The organism is Streptomyces sp. NPDC002463, from assembly GCF_042889835.1.
GTDB classification, from domain to species: Bacteria; Actinomycetota; Actinomycetes; order Streptomycetales; family Streptomycetaceae; genus Streptomyces; species Streptomyces nymphaeiformis.
Genome location: NZ_JBIARL010000004.1, coordinates 91,553 through 111,038, shown reverse-complemented (window position 1 = coordinate 111,038; position 19,486 = coordinate 91,553). Strand labels below are relative to the sequence as shown.

Annotated in this window: 19 protein-coding genes and 3 pseudogenes; 17 read left to right on the top strand and 5 right to left on the bottom strand. The window is 70.9% G+C overall.

The genetic code is table 11. From position 1 onward, the window contains the following. Nucleotides 1–71 precede the first annotated feature (71 nt). The 9 genes and pseudogenes from ACFYX3_RS10665 to ACFYX3_RS10625 form a co-directional block, all read left to right on the top strand. Nucleotides 72–212, top strand: a pseudogene (locus ACFYX3_RS10665) (IS5/IS1182 family transposase); the annotation flags it as partial. 121 nt (nucleotides 213–333) lie between these two features. After that, nucleotides 334–618 carry a transposase gene (locus ACFYX3_RS10660; protein WP_389010800.1) on the top strand — a complete coding sequence of 95 codons (285 nt, stop codon included), beginning with the start codon at nucleotides 334–336 and terminating at the stop codon, nucleotides 616–618. Between the two features lie 452 nt (nucleotides 619–1,070). Continuing rightward, nucleotides 1,071–1,624: pseudogene (locus tag ACFYX3_RS10655) on the top strand (transposase family protein); the annotation flags it as partial. Nucleotides 1,625–2,001: 377 nt separating this feature from the next. After that, nucleotides 2,002–3,168, top strand: coding sequence for a sensor histidine kinase (locus ACFYX3_RS10650; RefSeq protein WP_389010797.1), 1,167 nt, complete (start codon nucleotides 2,002–2,004; stop codon nucleotides 3,166–3,168). Beyond that, complete coding sequence (locus ACFYX3_RS10645) at nucleotides 3,165–3,566, top strand: roadblock/LC7 domain-containing protein (RefSeq protein WP_369142201.1); 402 nt, start codon at nucleotides 3,165–3,167, stop codon at nucleotides 3,564–3,566. The genes ACFYX3_RS10650 and ACFYX3_RS10645 overlap by 4 nt, the downstream gene beginning before the upstream one ends. Continuing rightward, entirely contained in the window at nucleotides 3,563–3,940 is a 378-nt protein-coding gene (locus ACFYX3_RS10640) for a DUF742 domain-containing protein (RefSeq protein WP_389010794.1), read from the top strand. Before ACFYX3_RS10645 ends, ACFYX3_RS10640 begins: the two co-directional genes overlap by 4 nt. Next, on the top strand, nucleotides 3,915–4,517 hold the full coding sequence (locus ACFYX3_RS10635) for an ATP/GTP-binding protein (protein ID WP_369142203.1): 603 nt from the start codon (nucleotides 3,915–3,917) through the stop codon (nucleotides 4,515–4,517). Before ACFYX3_RS10640 ends, ACFYX3_RS10635 begins: the two co-directional genes overlap by 26 nt. Nucleotides 4,518–4,522: 5 nt before the next feature. Beyond that, nucleotides 4,523–5,884 carry a cytochrome P450 gene (locus ACFYX3_RS10630; protein WP_389010791.1) on the top strand — a complete coding sequence of 454 codons (1,362 nt, stop codon included), beginning with the start codon at nucleotides 4,523–4,525 and terminating at the stop codon, nucleotides 5,882–5,884. Nucleotides 5,885–6,108: 224 nt separating this feature from the next. Beyond that, nucleotides 6,109–7,224, top strand: a complete 1,116-nt coding sequence (locus ACFYX3_RS10625) for a tryptophan dimethylallyltransferase family protein (RefSeq protein WP_389010788.1) — start codon at nucleotides 6,109–6,111, stop codon at nucleotides 7,222–7,224. 80 nt (nucleotides 7,225–7,304) lie between these two features. On the opposite strand, the gene ACFYX3_RS10620 is transcribed toward ACFYX3_RS10625, so the two are convergent. After that, the gene (locus tag ACFYX3_RS10620; protein ID WP_389010785.1) at nucleotides 7,305–8,609 is read right to left on the bottom strand and encodes a flavin-containing monooxygenase; all 1,305 of its coding nucleotides are present in this window, start codon (nucleotides 8,607–8,609) and stop codon (nucleotides 7,305–7,307) included. Here ACFYX3_RS10620 and ACFYX3_RS10615 point away from each other — a divergent pair. After that, nucleotides 8,545–9,237 carry a transcriptional regulator gene (locus ACFYX3_RS10615; RefSeq protein ID WP_389010782.1) on the top strand — a complete coding sequence of 231 codons (693 nt, stop codon included), beginning with the start codon at nucleotides 8,545–8,547 and terminating at the stop codon, nucleotides 9,235–9,237. The genes ACFYX3_RS10620 and ACFYX3_RS10615 overlap by 65 nt on opposite strands. Nucleotides 9,238–9,572: 335 nt before the next feature. Here the strand turns inward: ACFYX3_RS10615 and ACFYX3_RS10610 are convergent, their stop codons facing one another. The 3 genes from ACFYX3_RS10610 to ACFYX3_RS10600 all read right to left on the bottom strand — a co-directional run bounded on the left by ACFYX3_RS10610 (nucleotide 9,573) and on the right by ACFYX3_RS10600 (nucleotide 11,736). Then, nucleotides 9,573–10,148, bottom strand: a complete 576-nt coding sequence (locus tag ACFYX3_RS10610; protein ID WP_389010779.1) for a TetR/AcrR family transcriptional regulator — start codon at nucleotides 10,146–10,148, stop codon at nucleotides 9,573–9,575. Between the two features lie 66 nt (nucleotides 10,149–10,214). Beyond that, a complete protein-coding gene (locus ACFYX3_RS10605; protein WP_389011568.1) occupies nucleotides 10,215–10,907 on the bottom strand; it encodes a hypothetical protein in 693 nt (230 codons plus the stop codon). Next, a complete protein-coding gene (locus ACFYX3_RS10600) occupies nucleotides 10,810–11,736 on the bottom strand; it encodes a serine/threonine-protein kinase (protein WP_389011506.1) in 927 nt (308 codons plus the stop codon). Before ACFYX3_RS10600 ends, ACFYX3_RS10605 begins: the two co-directional genes overlap by 98 nt. A gap of 167 nt (nucleotides 11,737–11,903) precedes the next feature. On the opposite strand from ACFYX3_RS10600, the pseudogene ACFYX3_RS10595 reads away from it, so the two are divergent. The 7 genes and pseudogenes from ACFYX3_RS10595 to ACFYX3_RS10565 all read left to right on the top strand — a co-directional run. Then, a pseudogene (locus tag ACFYX3_RS10595) lies at nucleotides 11,904–12,176 on the top strand (agmatine deiminase family protein); the annotation flags it as partial. A 3-nt stretch (nucleotides 12,177–12,179) separates the two neighbouring features. Beyond that, nucleotides 12,180–12,491, top strand: coding sequence for a hypothetical protein (locus tag ACFYX3_RS10590; protein WP_389010776.1), 312 nt, complete (start codon nucleotides 12,180–12,182; stop codon nucleotides 12,489–12,491). A gap of 157 nt (nucleotides 12,492–12,648) precedes the next feature. Continuing rightward, nucleotides 12,649–15,324 carry a class IV lanthionine synthetase LanL gene (gene lanL / locus ACFYX3_RS10585; protein WP_389010773.1) on the top strand — a complete coding sequence of 892 codons (2,676 nt, stop codon included), beginning with the start codon at nucleotides 12,649–12,651 and terminating at the stop codon, nucleotides 15,322–15,324. A 118-nt stretch (nucleotides 15,325–15,442) separates the two neighbouring features. Then, nucleotides 15,443–15,598: a VenA family class IV lanthipeptide gene (locus ACFYX3_RS10580; RefSeq protein WP_181924742.1), complete on the top strand. Its 156-nt coding sequence runs from the start codon at nucleotides 15,443–15,445 to the stop codon at nucleotides 15,596–15,598. A 122-nt stretch (nucleotides 15,599–15,720) separates the two neighbouring features. Further along, the gene (locus ACFYX3_RS10575) at nucleotides 15,721–16,815 is read left to right on the top strand and encodes an ATP-binding cassette domain-containing protein (protein WP_389010770.1); all 1,095 of its coding nucleotides are present in this window, start codon (nucleotides 15,721–15,723) and stop codon (nucleotides 16,813–16,815) included. Beyond that, nucleotides 16,812–17,666, top strand: coding sequence for an ABC transporter permease (locus ACFYX3_RS10570; RefSeq protein WP_389010767.1), 855 nt, complete (start codon nucleotides 16,812–16,814; stop codon nucleotides 17,664–17,666). The genes ACFYX3_RS10575 and ACFYX3_RS10570 overlap by 4 nt, the downstream gene beginning before the upstream one ends. Nucleotides 17,667–17,757: 91 nt before the next feature. Next, the gene (locus tag ACFYX3_RS10565; protein ID WP_389010764.1) at nucleotides 17,758–18,798 is read left to right on the top strand and encodes a vWA domain-containing protein; all 1,041 of its coding nucleotides are present in this window, start codon (nucleotides 17,758–17,760) and stop codon (nucleotides 18,796–18,798) included. Here the strand turns inward: ACFYX3_RS10565 and ACFYX3_RS10560 are convergent. Further along, nucleotides 18,788–19,411, bottom strand: coding sequence for an HAD family hydrolase (locus tag ACFYX3_RS10560; protein WP_389010761.1), 624 nt, complete (start codon nucleotides 19,409–19,411; stop codon nucleotides 18,788–18,790). The two genes, ACFYX3_RS10565 and ACFYX3_RS10560, sit on opposite strands and share 11 nt — an antisense overlap. Nucleotides 19,412–19,486: the final 75 nt, after the last annotated feature.

The window sequence follows — 19,486 nt, the reverse complement described above, 5'->3', positions numbered from 1 at the left end:
CCGCGGCCGACACGACGTCAGACGACAGCCGGCGCGCCGAGTCGCCGCTCACTCCCTCGTCGTGCCGCAGCGCCAGCGGCGCGGCCCGGGCACCCGTCGAACGAGGCATGGCGCGGCTGAAGTCCTGGCAGATCTTCCGTAGATCCCGCATCAGCCCCAACCGCATGAGCGTCGTCACCAAAGCCGTCCTCACCCTGGAGAGGCACCGCTGAAAACGCTCAGTGTTCTGGCCCGCTCCAGGGTGAGGACGGCATTGGTGACGACGCTCACTGCTGAGCTATGAGATCCACCTGGCCTGCGACGGCCGTGGCCGTCCACTCGCCTGAAAACGTCGTGACGCGCGGCAACACCAACGACTGCACCCGGTTCACCACCGTGATGGAAGCGATCCGGTTGCCCCGCATCGGACCCGGGCGGCCCCGCATCCGACCCGATCACGTCCTGGGCGACAAGGGCTACGGCTCGAACGCGATCCGCGCCTGGCTCCGCCGCCGGGGCATCCCGCACACGATTCCCGAGCGGGCCGACCGGGTCGGCAACCGCGCCCGGCGCGGCGGCCACGCACGTCGGCCGCCGGCCTTCGACCGCGCGGTCTCCAAGCACCACAATGTCGCGTAATGGTGCTTCAACCACTTGAAGCAGTGGCGCGGCAGCGCCACCCGATACGACAAAGCAGCCGAATCCTACGAAGCAGCCGTCTTCCTCGCCTCACTCCTGATGGGCGTGACATTGGACGACAGAACCTGGGTCCAGCCTGAAGCGAATCACGCGATTCTCGAACGTTACTGAACGGCCACGTTGCGCTCTGGAACATAGACGCCTGCCGCACCCCTGCCTGGAGCTCCGTCGCGGGCTCCCAGTCACCCCCTATATCCGGTATCTCGATCATCCCAGTCACGACACACAGAGCTGATTCCAACCTGTCGGCGCTGTCCGTCAGCTGGGCGGCTCCGCAACGCGATGAAGCTCCTGGCAGGAGGTGTCACGACCAAGATCCACCGTGCCCCACCAGGAGCTTCGCGTGCTTGTCCACCCTTCCCCAAGCTCTCAACTCCGTTCGAGCAGGGGAGACCCCATTCCGCTACATACGCGAGGCCATCGATGCCTTGGCCGCCCTCGCGCCGACCCTGACCGAGGCGATGAAGACCATCCGGCCCAAGGCGTTCGTGATCCTGGACGGCACCCTCCTGCCGATCGACCGGATCGCCGCCGACACCCCGTACCACTCCGGGAAACACAAGCGCCACGGCATGAACGTCCGGGCCCTCACCGATCCGTTCGGTCGGCTGCTGTGGGCGTCCCCCGCCCTGCCCGGGTCCGTCCGCGCCCTGACCGCCGCACGGACCCACGGGATCATCGACGCGCTCGCCGCGGCCGAGCTGAAGTGCTGGGCGGGCAAGGCCTATCAGGGTGCCGGCCGCCCCGTTCGGGTGCCCTTCCGAGGTTGTCGTCTCAAGCGGTGGCAGCGCCGGCACAACAGCACGCACGCCAAGATCCGCTGTCTGGGCGAGCAGACCATGGCACACCGAAGGGATGGCACCTCTTGCGAAAGCTCCGCTGCAGCATCAACCGCATCACCGCCATCGGCCAGGCCGTCCTCGTTCTTCATCACATGTCAGCGTGAGGTTGGAGAAGGCTCATGGTGTGTGTCCCCCTCCAAGTCGTCCGAGAATGGCTGGATGCCGCCGGAAGGCTCCGGCTGCGCCCGTGACCTGGGGCGACGTACCTCCGCCGGTGGGTTTCAGGCCGACCGGCCCGGCTCCATGGGCCGGGAGCCCGTCCCGTACCGTCCGACTTGTCTGGTCAGCCTGTCTATTGACGAGTCATCACTTAATCGCACAGTGGTACGATCGCGGCGCAAGCGGGGCGGGCGGATGAGCGCGGAACGGCACCTCCGACTTCAGGGGTGTCCTGCGCAGGCGTCCCGATGCGGGCGATTCGCCAGTGCACCGCATTGACGGGAATCCAGCCACTGGCCGTCGGCCGCCTGAAGAGAGTCTTATGACGGAATACATACAGAACCCGATGCTCTGGGCTCTGTTGGTCCTCGTTCTTGCCGCCATCGCCGTCATCGTCCGCCAGCGTAAGGCGGCCCGGGCTTTGAGGCAGCAGATCGACGGGCTCCGGAGCCATTACTCCGACCTGGAGAACCACTACACGCAGTCTGTCGAGGCCGCGCAGGAACAGGCCGAGGAGGCGACGAAGACAGTCCTGAAGTCCGCGATGCGGACACTTCAGGGTCTCGCCGCCGAACAGCAGCTGGTCGTCTCACGGCTGCAGAGCAAGTACGGCGAGTCGGCCATGCTCCAGGACCTGCTCGAGATCGACCACACCAACTCGCAGTTCGGCCGGCGCGCGCAGTCCATCGCCGTGCTGTGTGACGGCTGGCTCGGTCGCCACCGTGACGTGGCGTCCGTGTACGACGTGGTCCGCAGCGCCCAGGGCCGGATCCGGCACTTCCGTCGCGTGGAGATCCTCTCGCGCGTCGACTTCGGCCTCACCAGCCGAGTCGTCGAACCGGTGGCGCTGGCGCTCGCCGAGCTCCTCGACAACGCCACCAGCTACTCCAGCCCGGACACCGTCGTCGAGATCAACACCCGCACCGTGCCCAAGGGCGTGTGCATCGTCGTCGACGACGCGGGCGTCGGCATGAGCGACGAGGAACGGGTTCGCGCCGAGCGACTGCTCTCCAGCAACCGCGTCACCGGAGTCTCCGGACTCGGCAACCCGCCGCAGTTCGGCTTCGCGGTGATCGGCGTGCTGTCCGAGCGCTTCGGCTTCGAGGTGTCCGTGGACTCGTCCTCGCCCTACGGCGGCGTCCGTGCGGTCGTCCTGCTGCCGCACGAGCTGCTCACCAGCATGCCGGTGCAGAAGTCCACGGCGCCGCCCGTGATCACTCCCGGCGTAACCAGCCCGGGTGGACCCGAAGCCGTGCTCGCGACGTCCTCGACCGCCGACGGCCTGCCCAAGCGGCGCCGCAAGCGGCCGATGGCCATCGTGCCCAGCAGTACGCCCGAGCGGGCTCCGAGCCGCTCCGACGCCGAAGCAGCGGCGATCATGGGTGCCTTCCAGCGAGGCACGGAGTCCGGCCGGGCCGCCTTCCCGGAGGAGCCGGACCGCACGAGCGGTACATCTCGTGCAAGCAGCGAAGGACATGAGGTCTCGTGAACGACGATCTGTCATGGATGCTCGACAGCGCCCTGGAGATTCCCGGCGCGTTGCATGCGGTCCTGATATCCGCCGACGGCCTGTTGATGGCCAGGTCGAACGGCTACGGCAAGGACAACGCCGACCGTGTCGCGGCCGCGATGAGCGGTGTGCAGTCGCTGAGCCGCTCGCTCGGTTTCTTCTGCGAGGACCCGAGTGCGCGGTGGCGGCAGACCCTGGTCGAGTTCGACGGCGGCTGGGTCTTCCTGATCTCCGCCGGTGAGGGTGCCTACCTCGGCGTCTCCGCGTCCCCGGACGTCGACATGGCGGACATCACCTTCCGGATGCAGCAGCTCGTGGGCCAGCTCGGCAAGGTGCTCATGACGCCGCCGCGCGAGAACCTCGGCACGCACTCATGACGGGACGCGAGGAGTGGGAGCCGGAGGCCGCCGAGCTGGTCCGGCCGTACGTCATCACCAAGGGACGCGGCCTGCCCGACGAGGAGCAGCTCTCCCTGATCACGCTGGTGACGGTGGCGCCGGAGGAGGGCCAGCGGCCCACCCGGCTCTCCCCCGAGGAGCAGCGGCTGATCGACATGTGTTCCGCCGGCTACCTGTCGGTCGCCGAGATCGCCGGCCACACCCGGCTGCCGCTCGGCGTGGTGAAGATCCTCCTCGCCGCCCTGGCCGAGGGCGGCTACCTCGTCACCCGTTCGCCGGTACGCCGGGCGGCCCTCGCCGACCGGGAGATCCTGGAGGAGGTGCTGAATGGTCTCCGCGCCAAGTTTGGGTGAGCAGGACTACGTGCGCGACGGCGCTTCGCAGATCCCGGTGAAGATCCTCGTCGTCGGGCACTTCGCGGTGGGCAAGACCACGTTCATCGGCTCGATCTCGGAGATCGAGCCGCTGACCACCGAGGAGCGGATGACGCAGGCCGCCGAGCACGTCGACGACCTCAAAGGCGTCCGGAGCAAGACCACCACCACGGTGGCCATGGACTTCGGTCGGCTGACCATCAGCGACCGCATCGTGCTGTACCTGTTCGGCACCCCCGGCCAGCAGCGGTTCGTGCAGATGTGGGAGGACCTCGCGCGCGGGGCCCTCGGCGCGCTGGTCCTCGTCGACCCCGAGCGGCTCGCGGACTCCTTCGGGGTCATCGACCTGATCGAGCAGTACGGGCTGGAATACGCCATCGCCGTCAACCACTTCGACGGCACGCCCTTGCGGGACGAAGCGGCGCTGCGCGAGGCGCTGGACCTGCTCGACGACACCCCCGTCGTCACCTGCGACGCGCGCGACGAGAAGTCGTCCGCCGGCGCACTCACCACCCTGGTCCGCTTCTTGCTGGACCGCACCCGACAGGAGCAGTAGCCGCCATGGACACCCAGACCCCCGCCCCGGTGCCCCCACCCGGCTGCCCCGCCCACGCCTCGGGAGCCCGGATCCCGCTGCACGGACCGGAGTTCGCCGCGGACCCGCAGGCGTACTACGCGTACATGCGCCACTACGGGCCCACCGCGCCCGTGGAGCTCGCCCCCGGGGTGGACGCCACCCTCGTCACCGACTACACCACAGCGCTCCAGCTGCTCCAGGACTCCGCGTCCTTCCGCAAGGACGCGCGTCTGTGGCGGGACTTCAACGAGGGCCGGGTCCCGCGGGACAGCCCCGTCGTGCCCCTCCTCGCCTACCGGCAGAACTGCATGTTCAGCGACGGCGGCGAACACCTGCGGCTGCGCCAGGCGATCACGGACAGCATGGCCCGGATCGACTCGCAGCGGCTGGCCCGGAACACCGAGCGGATCTCGGACTACCTGATCTCCCAGTTCGATTCCCGCGGGTCGGCCGACCTGCTCGGCGACTACGCCAAGCAGCTCCCGCTGTTCGTCTTCAACGAACTCTTCGGCTGCCCGGCCGGCATCGGCGACCGGGTGCTCTTCGGCATCACGGGGATGTTCGACGGGGTGAACGCCGAGAAGGCGACCGCCGTGCTGTTCGGGGCCGTGCAGGAACTGGTCACGCTCAAGCGGAGCCGGCCGGGCGACGACGTCACGTCCTGGCTGATGCAGCACCACGCCAAGCTGAGCGACGAGGAGATGGTCCACCAGCTGGCCCTGCTCCTCGGCGCGGGCGCCGAGCCGCTGCGCAACCTCCTCGGCAACACCCTGCACCGACTGCTCACCGACGACCGCTACGCCGACGGCGGCGGTCTGATCGACGAGGCGCTCGACGACACGCTGTGGGACAACCCGCCGATATCGAACTACGCGCCCCACTACCCGGCCAGGGACATGGAGTTCGCGGGCGAGAAGGTGCAGGCCGGGGACCTGATGCTGGTGAGCTTCGCCGCCGCCAACTCAAGCCCCGCCCTGGCTGCCGCCCGTACGGCCGGCAGCAACCGGTCCCACCTGGCGTGGAGCGCGGGCCTGCACGGCTGCCCGTCCAAGGAGCCGGCCCGGCACATCACCGTCACGGCCATCGAGCACCTGCTCAACCGGCTGCCGGACGTCGAACTCGCCGTACCGGAGGACAGCCTGATCTGGCGTCCCGGCCCCTTCAACCGGGCCCTGGGCGCGCTGCCGGCCAAGTTCACCCCCGTCCCGTCATCGGGACACGGCAGCGCCCGGCCCGGCGCGGGCGCCCCCGCGTCCGATGCGCAGTTCGGCGACCGGCCCGTCGGGGAGGGCAAGGGAGAACGGAAGGGCCGCTGGAGCCAGTTCCTGGCCTGGCTCACCAGCTGATCCACAAGTTTTCCATAGTCTCCATATCTCCGCATGACTATTCGATAGCGAGGGTAGTGATCGACGCGGCACCAATGTTGCGTATGAGGTAGAGGAGATGTCGTGGACCACATATCCACCGACACCGCTATGGCAGAGCCACCGCCCTGGGTCGGTGCGCACCGGGATACCCGCCCTCGTCGGCGGGTATCTTCATGCGTACCCGGATTTCTGGTGGGGTGCCGGTGACCGGCTTGCCGCTCGACATCCTCCCGAATCTGCGGTCCGGCACGCTCGGCGCCCTCACCCGGGCCCAGTTGGTGGGCCTCTGCGACGTGGCGGGACTGTCTCCGGCCGACACGGAGACGTATGCGCACACCCTGGTCGAGGCGCTGGGCCCGGCCGCCGAGCGGTCGCTGGCCCTGCCGCCCCCGGCGCGGACCTTCCTCTCGGACGACCACACCCCCGTCGAGTACTCGCTCTCCTTCAGCCCCGGCCGGGCCCCGGCGCTGCGTGTGCTGGTGGAGCCGGGCTGCGGGGCGGACACCCGGGCGGAGAACGGCCGGATCGGTCTGGACGTCGTCCGCGCGATGGGCCGGCGCTGGGACTTCTCCACCGAGCGGCTCGACGAGATCGAAGACCTGTTCTTCCCGGACCGGCCGAAGGGTCCGCTGGCGCTGTGGATCGCACTGGAACTGCTGCCCGGCGGCGTGCCCAAGGTCAAGGTGTACCTGAATCCGGCCGCGTCAGGGGCGAAACGTTCCGCCAAGACCGTACGGAAGGCCTTGCGTCGACTCGGGCATAAAAGGGCGTACGCGGCGCTGCTGAAGGCTGACGGCCACCCCTTCCTCGCCCTGGACCTGGGCCACTGGGAGACGCCGCGGGTGAAGGTCTACACCCGGCACCTCAACCTGTCGGCCACTGAGGCGGGCAACCTGTCCCGTACGGGCTCCGGCCCGGGACCGGCGGAGATCCAGGAGTTCTTCCGGGCCGCCGCCGCCACCGACGACCTCGACCGGCGCCCCGGCCTGTCCTGCCACTCCTTCACCGAGACGGAGACCGGCCGCCCCAGCGGCTTCACCCTCCACGTCCCGGTTCGCGACTACGCCCGCGACGACAAAGAGGTCCTCGACCGGGCGGTGGACATCCTGCGGAGCCACGGGATGGATCCCGCCCCGCTGGTCCGGTCACTGCCCGCCCTCACCACGAGACGGCCAGAGGACGGAGTGGGCCTCATCGCCTACCTCGCGCTCGTCCACCAGCAGGGCCATCCGCCCCGGGTGACCGCATACCTCTCGTCGGAGGCCTACGCCGTCAGACCGCCGACGAAAATGCGGCACCGCACAGCGGCGGAGGTCTAGCGACCCCCGACGATGGAGCTCCCGGCGGAGATACACCGGAGCTCCGTCGTCGAGGTCGGTCACGGAGCTTGGCCGGGCCTTCAGACGGTCTGGAGTCCTCGCATCTCCTTGAGGTAGGGACCGACGTCGACCTGGATGGAGGAGCCGCCCTCCGCCGTGCCGTAACGCTCGGCGATGCCCCTCAGGTATGCGTCGATCTCCTCGCGCATCGCATCCGCGTCCGGCAGGACGACCTCGCCGCCGATGATGCGCGCGACCCAGTGCGTCTGGCCCTCCACGAGCCGCGTGATCGCGCCCATCGGACGGACCAGGCCGACGAAGTACAGACCGGGCCGGCCGGGAGCGACGACCCGCCGGTACAGCTCGACCGACCCGCCCGGCCCGGCCGGGCACCCCTCGGGCAGGAACGGGAAGTCCATCCCGTAGCCGGTGCAGTAGACGATCGCGTCGGCCTCCTCCGAAGTCCCGTCGGTGAAGACCACCCGCCTGCCGTCGAGGTGGGCGATCCCGGGCCTGGGGTGCACCGCGCCGTGGCGTATGCGGCTGAGGATCTCGTCCGAGATGGTCACGGGGGAGGAGAAGAGCGGGTGGTCCGGCTCGGGCAGGCCGTAGTCGGACAGTCTGCCCCGCGCGATCCGCAGGGCGTTCTCGGCGAAGTCGACCTGCTCGGACAGGGACATGGCGGTGAACCACGGCACCTCGGCCATCTCGTCGACCGACATGCCGTAGAGCTGTTTGGGGACGATGTGCAGTCCCCGGCGCGCCGAGAGCACGGTGCGGGCGGCATGCCGGGAGAGGTCCGTGGCGATGTCCACCGCCGACGCGCCGAGGCCCACGACGACGACGCGCTGCCCGGCGAAGTCGGATCCGTCCTGGTAGTCGACGGAATGCAGAATCCTGCCGGCGAACCCGTCGGAACCGGGCGGCGCGGGCTTCGGCAGCGTCGGCACCGTGTTGTGCCCCGAGGCGACGACGACATGAGCGAACCGCCGCGACTCCAGCGTCCCGTCCGCCCCTCGACTGACGACCGTCCACGACGCGTCGTCGCCCTCCTGCCGCACCGACACGACCTCGACGCCGAACTCGATGCGGTCCACCACCCCCGCCCATTCGGCGAAGGACCGCAGATAGGCCGCGACCTCGCTGTGCCGCGGATAAAGGGGGTACGCGTCGGGCATCGGGAACTCGGTGTACCCCGTGAGCTGCTTCGCGGTGTTCAGATGCAGCGACCGGTACCCGGGCCCCGGCTCACCGGCCGACGGCTGCCGCCAGATCCCGCCGACATCGACCGCCCGCTCGAGACAGACGAAGTCGATCCCCTTGACCGCCAGAGCGTGTGCGGCCGCCAGCCCCGACAGCCCCGCACCGATCACGCACACACTCAAGGTTTCCCCCACAGAACGAACACTCTCCACTGGAACGATCATTCAATGCCCACCTGCCCCACGCCTCACACCCTCAACACCTGCAACACCCCGAGGAACCCGTCACACCCACCGCACCCCGCCGAGCAGCTCGACCACCAGATCCACCCGTTCTGCGCCCCGCGCACAGCCGGAGTCGGCGTTCCGCCCATGGGCACATCCTCGACGGTGGCCCGCAACACCCGAAGCTCTCGTCCCGCCATGTTCTGAGGGGAGGCGCAGTCTTGTCGGCGACTGGGAGCGCGTGGCCGCCGAAACCGTCGCCATCCTCCGCCTGGAAGCCGGACGCAGCACGCACGACCGGCGTCTCGCCGATCTGATCGGTGAACTCACGCTGAAGTCCGCGGAGTTCGCCACATGGTGGAACGACCACCGGGTGCTGCGCCGGACCCACGGCGCCAAGCACTACCAGCACCCGGTCGCCGGCGAGCTCCACTTCTCCTACGAGTCCTTCCAGGTCCCCGGTGACACCGAGCAGACCCTGTGCGTGTACAACGTCGAGCCCGGCTCCCCCACCGCCCGCTCCCTCCGGTTCCTCGCCGACTGGACCACTCCCCAGCCGGCGAGGACCGAACAGCACAGGTGGTAGTCGGCGCACGAGGCGAGGAAGTCCCGGTCGGCGGAACGGATCTCGTAGTAGTCGGGGCCCTGGATCCTGCTCACCGCCATCGGGGCGCCGCCGGACGTCGTGGGAGGCGATCCGTTCGACGACAAGGGCGTAGACCAGGCACCGAGTCGGTCCGTCCTCGGCTATGCGTTCACCGGGGCATCGACTGAAAATCCAGTCAATACATTGGACGGTGAAGCCGGCGTACCGAGCGAGTGGTGGCGCAACAGGGGGCGCGGGCTCGGCACAGGGGCCGGACGGTGCCGGAGCAGGCGCGGGCTCAGTGCAGGCCCGTCGGTGTCGGAGCAGCCGCAGGCTCAGCGCAGGCCGGCCAGCTCCGCTTCGATCGCTCCCCGCATCAGGTCGCGCGCGTGCTCGATCCGGATGCCGCCACCGAGCCAGCGCATGCTGAGCCCTTCCAGGAGAGCGGTGAGCCGCTCCCCCGCCGAGGCGAGCGCCGCGGCACTCGCCATCGGCTGCACCTGCCCGAGCAGGGCAGCCACTTCCTGGGTCCACGTCAGAGTGGCCCGGGCCAGGTCCTCGCGCAGCAGTTCGTCGAAGACGGCGCTGGCCCGGAGCTCGCCCCACGCCGCGCTGTTCTCCCGTACCTCGACGGTGTCCTGGAGCTCGAGGAGGAGCGTCTCCTCGAGCTCCTCCCGGGGGGTCAGGGGCGGCGCGTCGGGAGCGCGTTCGGCGGTGTAGCGCTCGGCGCGGTCGTTGATGAACTCCAAGGTGCGGCGCAGGATCCCCGAGCGGTCCTTGAAGTAGTAGTAGATGAGGGCCGTGGAGACCCCGGCCTCGCCGGCGAGTTCCTCCACGCGCAGCCCGCGGATTCCGCGTCGGGCGATCACCCGCGCAGCCGCTTCCAGGATCTGATCACTGCGGGTCGCCATGCCCGAACTCTACCCCGCACCCTTTCGCGTGCGACGGGCCCGTCGCGCCGTCACGAGCCCTCCGGTTCAGCCCTCCCGGTGGTGCCGGTCCAGGGCGATCGTGACGGAACCGTCCTCCGGGGCTTCGGCCAGGCGGGCGATCACGATCTCCTTCCGGTCCGCGCTCCACACGCAGAAGGGGCGTTCGCCGGCGAGGTCGGCGAACGGCAGTGCCGTCACCGGCTGCGTCTCGATCCCGTGCACGCAGTCGGCCACGGTCGGTTCGTCTCCGTCCGCGATGAAGGCGTCGCTCTCCCCGGACAGGACGAACGCGTCGGCGCCGCGGGCGAGGTACCAGGCGGCGGTGTCCCCGGGGACGACCTTTCCGGCCCGGAGATCGAACTCGTACGAGGTGTCGGGCGAGGTCGGTTCGACGTTCGTGCACCCGGGCACGTAGGGCGCGGCAGCCGTGCCGGCGGGACGGGAGGAGGGGCTCGACGGCTGTGCGGTGAGGGGTGACCGGGCGGTCGGCGTGCGACCGGCGTCGGGTGATTCCGCGTCGCCCGCCGGTACGCCGTCGAGTAGCGGACGGCTCTCCCGCCGGCCAGCAGCGCGCCGACCACGAGCAGGAGGACGAGCGGCATCCGCCCGCCGCGTCGGCGTGACCGGCGCGCGTCCCACGTCATGGCTCGCGATGTCGTCGCCGACCTGGTGGGGCAGCCAGCCGTCGGCGAACTCGGGCCGGCCGCCGACCATGGGGTGGGCGTGGACGGCGGCCATCAGTTCGGCGGTCGTCGGGCGGTCCTCGGGGCGCCGGCCAGGCAGCGCGCGAGCAGGTCCCGCAGCTCGACCGGGACCCGAGAGAGGTCGGGCTGCTCGTGGACCACACAGTAGAGCGCCGCGGACTCCTCCCGTCCCCGAAGGGCGCCGCGCCGCAGGCCATGTACGCGGCGAGGGCACCGAGGGCGAAGACGTCGGTCGCCGCCGTCACCTGCCGGCCCAGGGCCTGCTCGGGCGCCGTGGAGGCGGCGGTCCCGATCCGCAGCCCCGCCCCGGTCAGTGCGGCGGCGTCGGCGGCACGAGCGATCCCGAAGTCGATCGCCCTCGGGCCGTCGGAGGCCGTCAGCACATCGGCCGGCTTGAGGTCCCGGCGCACGACGCCCGCACCAGGGATCCCCTGGAGCGCCTCGGCGATGCCTCCGACAAGCAGAAGGGCCGTGCGGACCGGCAGCGGTCCGTGCCGCCGGACCACCTGCTGCAGGGCCGACGCGGGGACGTATGCCGTGGCGAGCCACGGGGTAAGGGCGTCCACGCCGGAATCGACCACCTGCGCCGTGACCAGGCCGTGGATCCGTCGGGCGCCGGCCACCTCCTGGGCGAAGCGCTCACGGAACCCGGGGGCCGCGGCGAACTCCTCTCTCACCGCCTTCAGCGCGATGGGGCGCCCTCCCAGGGTGTACGCCAGGTACACCACGCCCATGCCACCGGCCCCGAGCAGGCCGTGGAGGCGGTGGCCACCGATCTCGCGGGGGTCGTCGCGGGACAGCGCCGTCTGCGCGGGCCGTGCACACCGCGGCCCTGCCTTCCCCTCCCCCGCCGTGGCCCCCACGCCTCCGTCCTGCCAGTCCACGATCGGAGTCCCACGTGTCCTTCCTCCCCTCCCGACGTTCCGCCCTGCGCTCCTTCGCCGGGATCGGCGCGATCGCCCTCGGCACCTCCGCCTGCGGCCCCACGGATCCGGGCCCGGCCGACGCCCCGAAGAGCCCGGGTCCGGCGCTCGAGATCATCGACCTGCCGCAGCCCGACCTCGACAGGATCACCGGCGAGGGCGACGACTTCGTGCCGACGTACGCGAACTTCCACATCGCGAACGACGCCGTCTTCATGCCGAGGTTCGGCGACACGAAGGCCGACCAGCGGGCGAGGAGCATCCTCCAGGAGCACTTCCCCAAGCGCGACATCGTCCCGGTCCGGATCGACACCATCGCCTCCGGCGGCGGGGGCATCCACTGCTCCACCCACGACCAGCCCGGCAGGCCCGCCGCCTGACGGGTGGACGGCCACGAGGTCCGCGAGAACAGCACGGCCTGGGGCGAGCTGCGCGCCAGCGCGATCCTCGAACCGGACCTCCGCGCGGACCTGGCCCGGGCCTCCCCGACCTGGGTCCATGACGTCGCCGCGCTGCCGGCCCGGGTGTGTCCCGACGTGCCCGCCCCGGTGCTCACGGCGTCCGCCGAACGGCCGACGGCTCTCCTGGAGGGGCTCAGCACCCGCCGGCTCAGCGACGCCCCGACCTCACCCCACGCCCGCGAGCCGCTACGGGAGGCCCCGTCCGCAGAAATTTCGCATCTGCAAACTCGATGATCGAAGTGCGCCTCCCACTGCGCCGGGCGCGCCCCTTCCCGGTGTTACAGCGCTGTGCGCTCGCTGGATGAAGTGAATCGAGGTGCGCGTGTGTTGGTCCGTTTATGTCACCGGGCACCTTCCCCTCGGCGGTTCAAGCCGTTGAGAGGGACACGCAATGACGAGCCACACGACCGAAGTTGATCTGGAGAACCTTCTCCGTCAGGCGCTGCACGCCATGGGTACGGATGCGCGCTGGGCGGTCGAGGCGGACGAGACCTGGTGCCGGGTCGCGCCCGTGGCCGGGACACGGCGCACGCAGGGGTGGAAGCTGCACGTGTCGGCCACGTCCGCCTCCGCGCCGGCGGTCCTCACCAGGGCGCTGCGCGTGCTGCTGCGGGAGCAGTCGGGGTTCAAGTTCGCCCGTTCCCTCGAGCAAGTCGGCGCACTGAACTCCCGGGCGACCCCGCGGGGCAGCTCGGGCAAGTTCATCACCGTCTATCCGCGCTCCGACGCCGAGGCGGCCGGGCTCGCCCAGGAGCTGCACGCGGCCACGGCAGGGCTGGCAGGGCCGCGGATCCTGTCCGACCAGCCCTATGCCGTACGCAGTCTGGTGCACTACCGCTACGGCGCCTTCGTCGGACGGCGCCGGCTGTCGGAGGACGGTCTGCTGGTGTGGTTCATCGAGGACCCCGACGGCAACCCCGTGGAGGACAAGCGCACCGGCCACTACTCCCCGCCGTCCTGGGCCGTCTGTCCGTTCCCCGCCACGGTGCCTGCGGCGCCGCGCGGCGGGGAGGCGACGAGCCGTCCGGTGGTGCTCGGAGGGCGCTTCGCGGTACGCGAGGCGATCCGGCAGACGAACAAGGGCGGCGTGTACCGGGGCAGCGATGCCCGTACGGGTGCGGGCGTGGTGATCAAGGAGGCCCGGCCCCATGTGGAGGGCGATGCCTCCGGCGGCGACGTCCGGGACTGGCTGCGCGGCGAGGCCCGGACGCTGGAGAGGCTCAGCGGCACTGGGCTGGCTCCGGAAGCGCTGGCGTTGTTCGAGCACGGGGGTCATCTGTTCCTGGCCCAGGACGAGGTGCCGGGCGTGACGCTGCGCACCTGGGTGGCCGAGCACTTCCGTGACGTGGGTGGCGAGCACTACCGCGCCGACGCGCTGGCGCAGGTCGGGCGCCTGGTGGACCTGGTGGCGGCGGCGCACGCCCGCGGCCTGGTCCTGCGGGACTTCACTCCGGGCAACGTGATGGTCCGCCCGGACGGGGAACTGCGCCTGATCGATCTGGAGCTCGCGGTCCACGAGGACGAGGACGCTCTGCCGAGCCGTGTGGGGACGCCCGGTTTCAGTGCGCCCGAGCGCCTGGCCGACGCGCCCGTCCGCCCTTCGGCCGACTACTACAGCCTCGGCGCCACCGTGTGCTTCGTCCTTGCCGGGAAGGTCCCGAACCTCCTGGCCGAGGAGCCCGCCGGTACGCCGACCGAGCAGCGGCTCGCCGCATGGCTCACGGCCTGCACCCGGCCGCTTCGGCTGCCGGACGGTGTGGTGGACATGATCCTGGGGCTGATGCGGGACGATCCCGCCGAGCGGTGGGACCCGCACAGGGCCCGCGAGGCGCTGCGGCGGGCGGAGCAGGCTTCGCGGCCCCAGAGCGCGGCCGAGCCCTCCGTACGGCCGGGGTCTTCCACCGGCGCCGCGGTGGATGACGCGGTGGCCGGGCTCGTGGACCACCTCGTCGAGTCGATGACTCCGGGAGACGACCGCCTGTGGCCCGTGTCGACGCAGGCCGGGGAGAGCGACCCCTGCACCGTGCAGCAGGGCGCGGCCGGTGTCCTGGCCGTCCTGACGAGGTGCTTCGAGGTCACCGGCGATCCACGCCTGCCCGGACTCCTCTCCACGGCGGGTCACTGGATCGCGGACCGCACCGACACCCGCTCCCCACGCCCGGGCCTCCACTTCGGCGGCCTCGGCACCGCCTGGGCGCTGTACGACGCCGGGCGCGCCGTCGACGACCGGCGGCTCGTCGACCACGCGGTGGAGCTGGCTCTGGCGCCCCAGCTGGTGACGCCTCATCACGACATCACGCACGGCACGGCGGGCAGCGGGCTCGCCGCCCTCCACCTGTGGCAGCGCACCGGTGACACGCGTTTCGCCGACCTCGCCGTCGACGCGGCCGACCGGCTGACCGCCGCCGTCCGGCGCGAGCCGTCCGGGGTGGGCTGGGCGGTCCCCGCGGAGGCGGACTCCCCGGAGGGCGGCAAACGCTACCTCGGCTTCGCCCACGGGACGTCCGGCATCGGGTGCTTCCTCCTCGCCGCCGCGGACCTCTCGAAACGCCCCGAGCACAGGGAACTGGCCCTGGAGGTCGGCGAGTTCCTCGTCGCCGACGCCGTACGCACGGGCGAAGCAGCGCAGTGGCCCGCCCAGTCCGGAGACGTGCCCACGGCCGCGTACTGGTGCCACGGCGCGGCCGGCATCGGCACCTTCCTCGTCCGGCTGTGGCAGGTCACCGGGGACGACAGGTTCGGAGACCCGGCCCGCCGCAGCGCGCACGCCGTCATGGAACGCGCCTCCCGCTCCGCCCTCACCCAGTGCCACGGCCTCGCGGGCAACGGCGACTTCCTCCTCGACCTGGCCGAGGCCACGGGAGACCCCGTCCACCGGGACATGGCCGAGGAACTGGCCGGCCTCCTCCTGGCCGAGAGGGCCCATCGCCGGGGCCACGTGGTCTTCCCCAACGAGTACGGGGACGTGTCGACCAGCTGGAGCGACGGTTCCGCCGGAATCCTCGCCTTCCTCCTGCGGCTCCGTCACGCCGGCCCCCGGCACTGGATGGTCGCACGGCAGAGCTGAGCGGCCGGAAGCGCTGCCGGCCGGTAGCGCCCCACAGACTCCCGGTGCCGGATGGTCCGGATGCCGGGTCGAGCGGCAGAAGAGTGCTGCCGCCATCTCACAGAAGAAGGAGAATCCCATGGAGAACCAGGACCTCGAGCTGCTGGCCCGCCTCCACGCCCTCCCGGAGACCGACCCGGTGGGCGCTGACGGAGCGGCGTTCGCCGCGACGTGCGAGTGCATCGGCCTGCTGACGCTCCTCAACACGGTCTGCATCGGCATCAGCTGCGCCTAAGCCTGGCACACCATCCGGCCGGCGGCTGTCCCGGGCAGCCGCCGGCCGGAACCACGACCGGAACGCGTGGCCGGCCACGCCTCCCTGGTGGCCGGCCGACCCGTAGACGAGGACGGCACCCCATGCAACGACACGCCGGTGAAGACGATCTCGCCCCGACGGCCCTCAGGACGGCCGCCCTCGCGCGTACGCCCGCCGCGGACGACCCGCCCGAGCCCGCGTGCGCCATCAGCACGCGCGGTCTGGTCAAGAGCTATCCGGGACCGGACGGCACGACCACCCACGCCGTGAGCGGCCTCGACCTGGACGTGCGGCGCGGCGAGACGTTCGCCTTCCTCGGACCCAACGGCGCGGGGAAGTCCACCACCATCTCCCTGCTGTGCGCGCTGGCCCGCCCCACCTCGGGTCGGGCCACGGTGGCCGGCGCCGACGTCCTCACCCAGCCCCATCTGGTACGGCGGCGGGTAGGGATGCTCTTCCAGCACAGCGCGGTGGACCCCGATCTGACGGCCGAGCAGAACCTCCACATCCACGCACGCCTCTACGGCCTTCCCCGCCGCGACGCCCGCCGGCGCACCGCCGAGGTCCTGGAGACCGCCGGGCTGACCGACCGGCGCCGCTCCCCCGTACGGACACTGTCCGGCGGCATGCGGCGCCGGCTGGAGATCGCCCGCCAGCTGCTGCACGCCCCCGGGGTGCTGTTCCTCGACGAGCCGACCACCGGACTCGACCCCCATGCCCGGGCCGAGGTCTGGGAACATCTGCGTGCGCTGCGCGAACGGCACGGCAGCACCCTCTTCGTCACCACCCACTACCTGGAGGAGGCGGAGAACTGCGACCGCCTCGCCATCATCGACCGTGGACGGCTGGTGGCCCAGGGCACGCCCCTCGCGCTCAAGGCCGCGATCGGGGACGACCGGGTCGTGCTGCGTACCGACGACGACGTCGCGGCCAAGGAGGTCGTACGACGCCTGGCCCCGCCCGACCGCGCCGTCAGCGTCGACGCTGACGGCATCTCCCTGCGGCTGCCCGGCGGCAGCGCCTGGATCCCCCGCCTGTGCGCGGCGCTCGAAGCGCTCGGCATCGCCGTGAACGCCGCTTCGGCGACCCCGCCGACGCTCGACGACGTGTTCTTCCACCACACCGGGCGCAGCATCGGCGCCGCACAGCCCGGCCGGGCGGCCGCGGCCGCGACGCGGACCGGAGGTGACCGATGACCGCCCTCGCCTGGACGTCCCCGGAGGCCGCCGACGACGGACGGGCCACCCGGCTGCGGCGCGAACTGCGTGCCGTCCACGCCCTGGTCCACCGCGATCTGCTGCGCCTCACCGGTCAGCGCACCCATACGGCGATGATGCTGATCCACCCCGTGCTCTACCTCCTGATCCTCGGAGGCGGGCTTGCCGCGCTCATCCCCCAGTCGTCCCTGGGCGTCGACTACCGGACGTACCTCTTCCCCGGCATGCTGATGATGACCGTGCAGACGCCCGCCTTCATGGTCGGCATCCGGCTGATCACCGACCGGCAGAGCGGCTACCTGCGCGAGCTCCTGATGGCCCCGGTCCACCGCTCCACCCTGCTCCTGGGCAGCTGCGCCGGGGGCACCCTGACGGCCACCGTGCAGGGCGCCGTCCTGCTGAGTCTGGCCGGCGTGGCGGGCCTGCCCTACGACCCGCTCCTCCTGATCCTGCTCCTTGCCGGGATGATCCTGGCGTCCTTCGCCATCACCGCCCTCGCCCTCGCCCTGGCGGTGACCCTGCGCAGGCCCGAGACGTTCCACACGCTGATGGGTCTGGTGATGATGCCGCTGCTGTTCCTCTCCGGCGCCTTCTTCCCGCTCACGGCCCTGCCCGCCTGGGCCCGCGTCCTGTCCGACGTCAACCCCCTGGCGTACGCGGTCGACCTGCTCCGCCGCACCATCGCCCTGCGGGTGCCGGACCAGGCGGCCGCAGCCGGTATCGAATGGGCCGGCCGGCAGCCGCCCCTGCCGCTCGAAGCGGCCCTCCTCCTGACCGGCGGCGCACTCGCCCTGCTGTGGGCGGCACACCGCTTCAGCCGCCCCGAGTGACGGCCCTCCCGCCCCCCTCCGGGAGCCAGGACCGATTGTCAGTGCTGGGTGAGACGGTGGGAACACCAGACGGAAAGAGGGGGAAACTGTCTTGTCCGGAGCGCAGAACTACATCAACCACGTCGCCCTTGTCCTGGACGCCAGTTCGTCCATGTCGCACCTGAGCCGCAAGGTCGTGGAGGTCGCGGACCAGCAGATCGCCTATCTCGCCCGCCGGTCGAGGGAGCTCGACCAGGAGACCCGCGTCACGGTGTACGTGTTCGCCGACAAGGTGGAGTGCGTCATCTACGACAAGGACGTGCTGCGGATGCCGTCGCTGAAGCAGCTGTACCGGGTCGGCGGCATGACGGCTCTGCTCGCGGCCTCGCTGAAGTCGCAGCGGGAGCTGGCGCAGACCGCCCAGCTGTACGGTGACCACAGCTTCCTGACGTTCGTCCTGACCGACGGCCAGGAGAACGCCAGTCACCGCTGCCCCGACGCCCCTTCCGGCAAGCCGCGCGATCTGGTGAAGGCCATGGCCGAGATGGTCGCGGCCCAGGAGGACAACTGGACCCTCGCCGTCCTCGTGCCCGACCAGATGGGCAAGCGCGAGGCGATGAACTGCGGCTTCCCGAAGGAGAACATCGCGATCTGGGACGCCACGAGCACCCAGGGCCTGGAGGAGGCCGGTCAGGTCATCCGCGAGGCCACGGAGAAGTTCATGGTGGGCCGCACCAAGGGCATCCGTGGATCGCGGGCGGTGTTCTCCACGGGCGCGGAAGCGGTCAACAAGGACACGATCAAGGCGGCCGGGCTCACGCCGGCGGACCCGTCGGAGTACCAGCTGCTCCCGGTGGCCCGTGACGTGGCGATCCGGGAATGGGTCGTCGAGTCCGGGCACACGTACCGCACGGGCTGTGCCTTCTACCAGCTGAGCAAGCCGGAGAAGATCCAGGCCCGCAAGCAGATAGCGGTCCTCGAGAAGACGACGGACCGGGTCTACACGGGGCCCCAGGCCCGGGCCCTGCTGGGCCTGCCGGACGTGGAGACGCGGGTCAGGCCCGACCACAACGACGAGTTCACCATCTTCGTGCAGAGCACCAGCGTCAACCGGAAGCTCGTCTCCCGGACCCGGCTGCTCCTCATGAACTGACGGGTCGTCCGGCGTCGAGATGCGCCGCGATACGGGTGAGGGTCCGGGCGTTGTCCTCGAACAGATGGGCCTGCATGCCCACCGCCCGGGCCGCCTCGACGTTGACCGCGACGTCGTCGACGAAGAGGCAGCTCTCCGGCCGCACGCCCAGGGCGGCGCACACGGCTTCGAAGGCGAGCGGGTCGGGCTTCTCGATGCCGATCTCGTGCGAGTAGACGATCCGCTCGACCAGTTCGTCGAAGCCGTACAGCTCCGTCTCCCGCTCCCGGGCGCCGACGAAGCTGTTGCTCAGGATGCCGAGCCTGCACCGTCCGCGCAGTCCTCGGACGTGGTCGATGAGCTCGTTGTTCGGGTTCCCCAGATACTCCGCCCAGAGATCGGCCATGAAGGCCTCGACGTGGGGGCCGTCGAGGCCCAGGCGTGACGCCACCTCGGCGTGCACGTCGTGCTCGCCGATGGCGCCGACGCTGCCGGCCGCCCACACGTCCCGCATCCGCTCGCTCACGGTGCCGTGGGGCAGCGCCAGCCGCTCCTCCCACCGTTCCACCCATCCGGTTTCCGGCGTGAACTCCAGCACGCCGCCGATATCGAAGATCACACAGGTCTCGGACATCCGGACACTCTGGCCTTCCGCTCCGGGTGGCGGTCAAGCGACGGCCGAGACCTGTGACAGCCCTGTCGCAAACCG

Coding starts and splice junctions, on each gene's coding strand:
- ACFYX3_RS10650 (WP_389010797.1), top strand. CDS start 2,002: ATGACGGAATACATACAGAACCCGATGCTCTGGGCTCTGTTGGTCCTC.
- ACFYX3_RS10640 (WP_389010794.1), top strand. CDS start 3,563: ATGACGGGACGCGAGGAGTGGGAGCCGGAGGCCGCCGAGCTGGTCCGG.
- ACFYX3_RS10635 (WP_369142203.1), top strand. CDS start 3,915: ATGGTCTCCGCGCCAAGTTTGGGTGAGCAGGACTACGTGCGCGACGGC.
- ACFYX3_RS10630 (WP_389010791.1), top strand. CDS start 4,523: ATGGACACCCAGACCCCCGCCCCGGTGCCCCCACCCGGCTGCCCCGCC.
- ACFYX3_RS10610 (WP_389010779.1), bottom strand. CDS start 10,148: ATGGCGACCCGCAGTGATCAGATCCTGGAAGCGGCTGCGCGGGTGATC.
- ACFYX3_RS10605 (WP_389011568.1), bottom strand. CDS start 10,907: ATGGCCGCCGTCCACGCCCACCCCATGGTCGGCGGCCGGCCCGAGTTC.
- lanL (WP_389010773.1), top strand. CDS start 12,649: ATGACGAGCCACACGACCGAAGTTGATCTGGAGAACCTTCTCCGTCAG.
- ACFYX3_RS10580 (WP_181924742.1), top strand. CDS start 15,443: ATGGAGAACCAGGACCTCGAGCTGCTGGCCCGCCTCCACGCCCTCCCG.
- ACFYX3_RS10575 (WP_389010770.1), top strand. CDS start 15,721: ATGCAACGACACGCCGGTGAAGACGATCTCGCCCCGACGGCCCTCAGG.
- ACFYX3_RS10570 (WP_389010767.1), top strand. CDS start 16,812: ATGACCGCCCTCGCCTGGACGTCCCCGGAGGCCGCCGACGACGGACGG.
- ACFYX3_RS10560 (WP_389010761.1), bottom strand. CDS start 19,411: ATGTCCGAGACCTGTGTGATCTTCGATATCGGCGGCGTGCTGGAGTTC.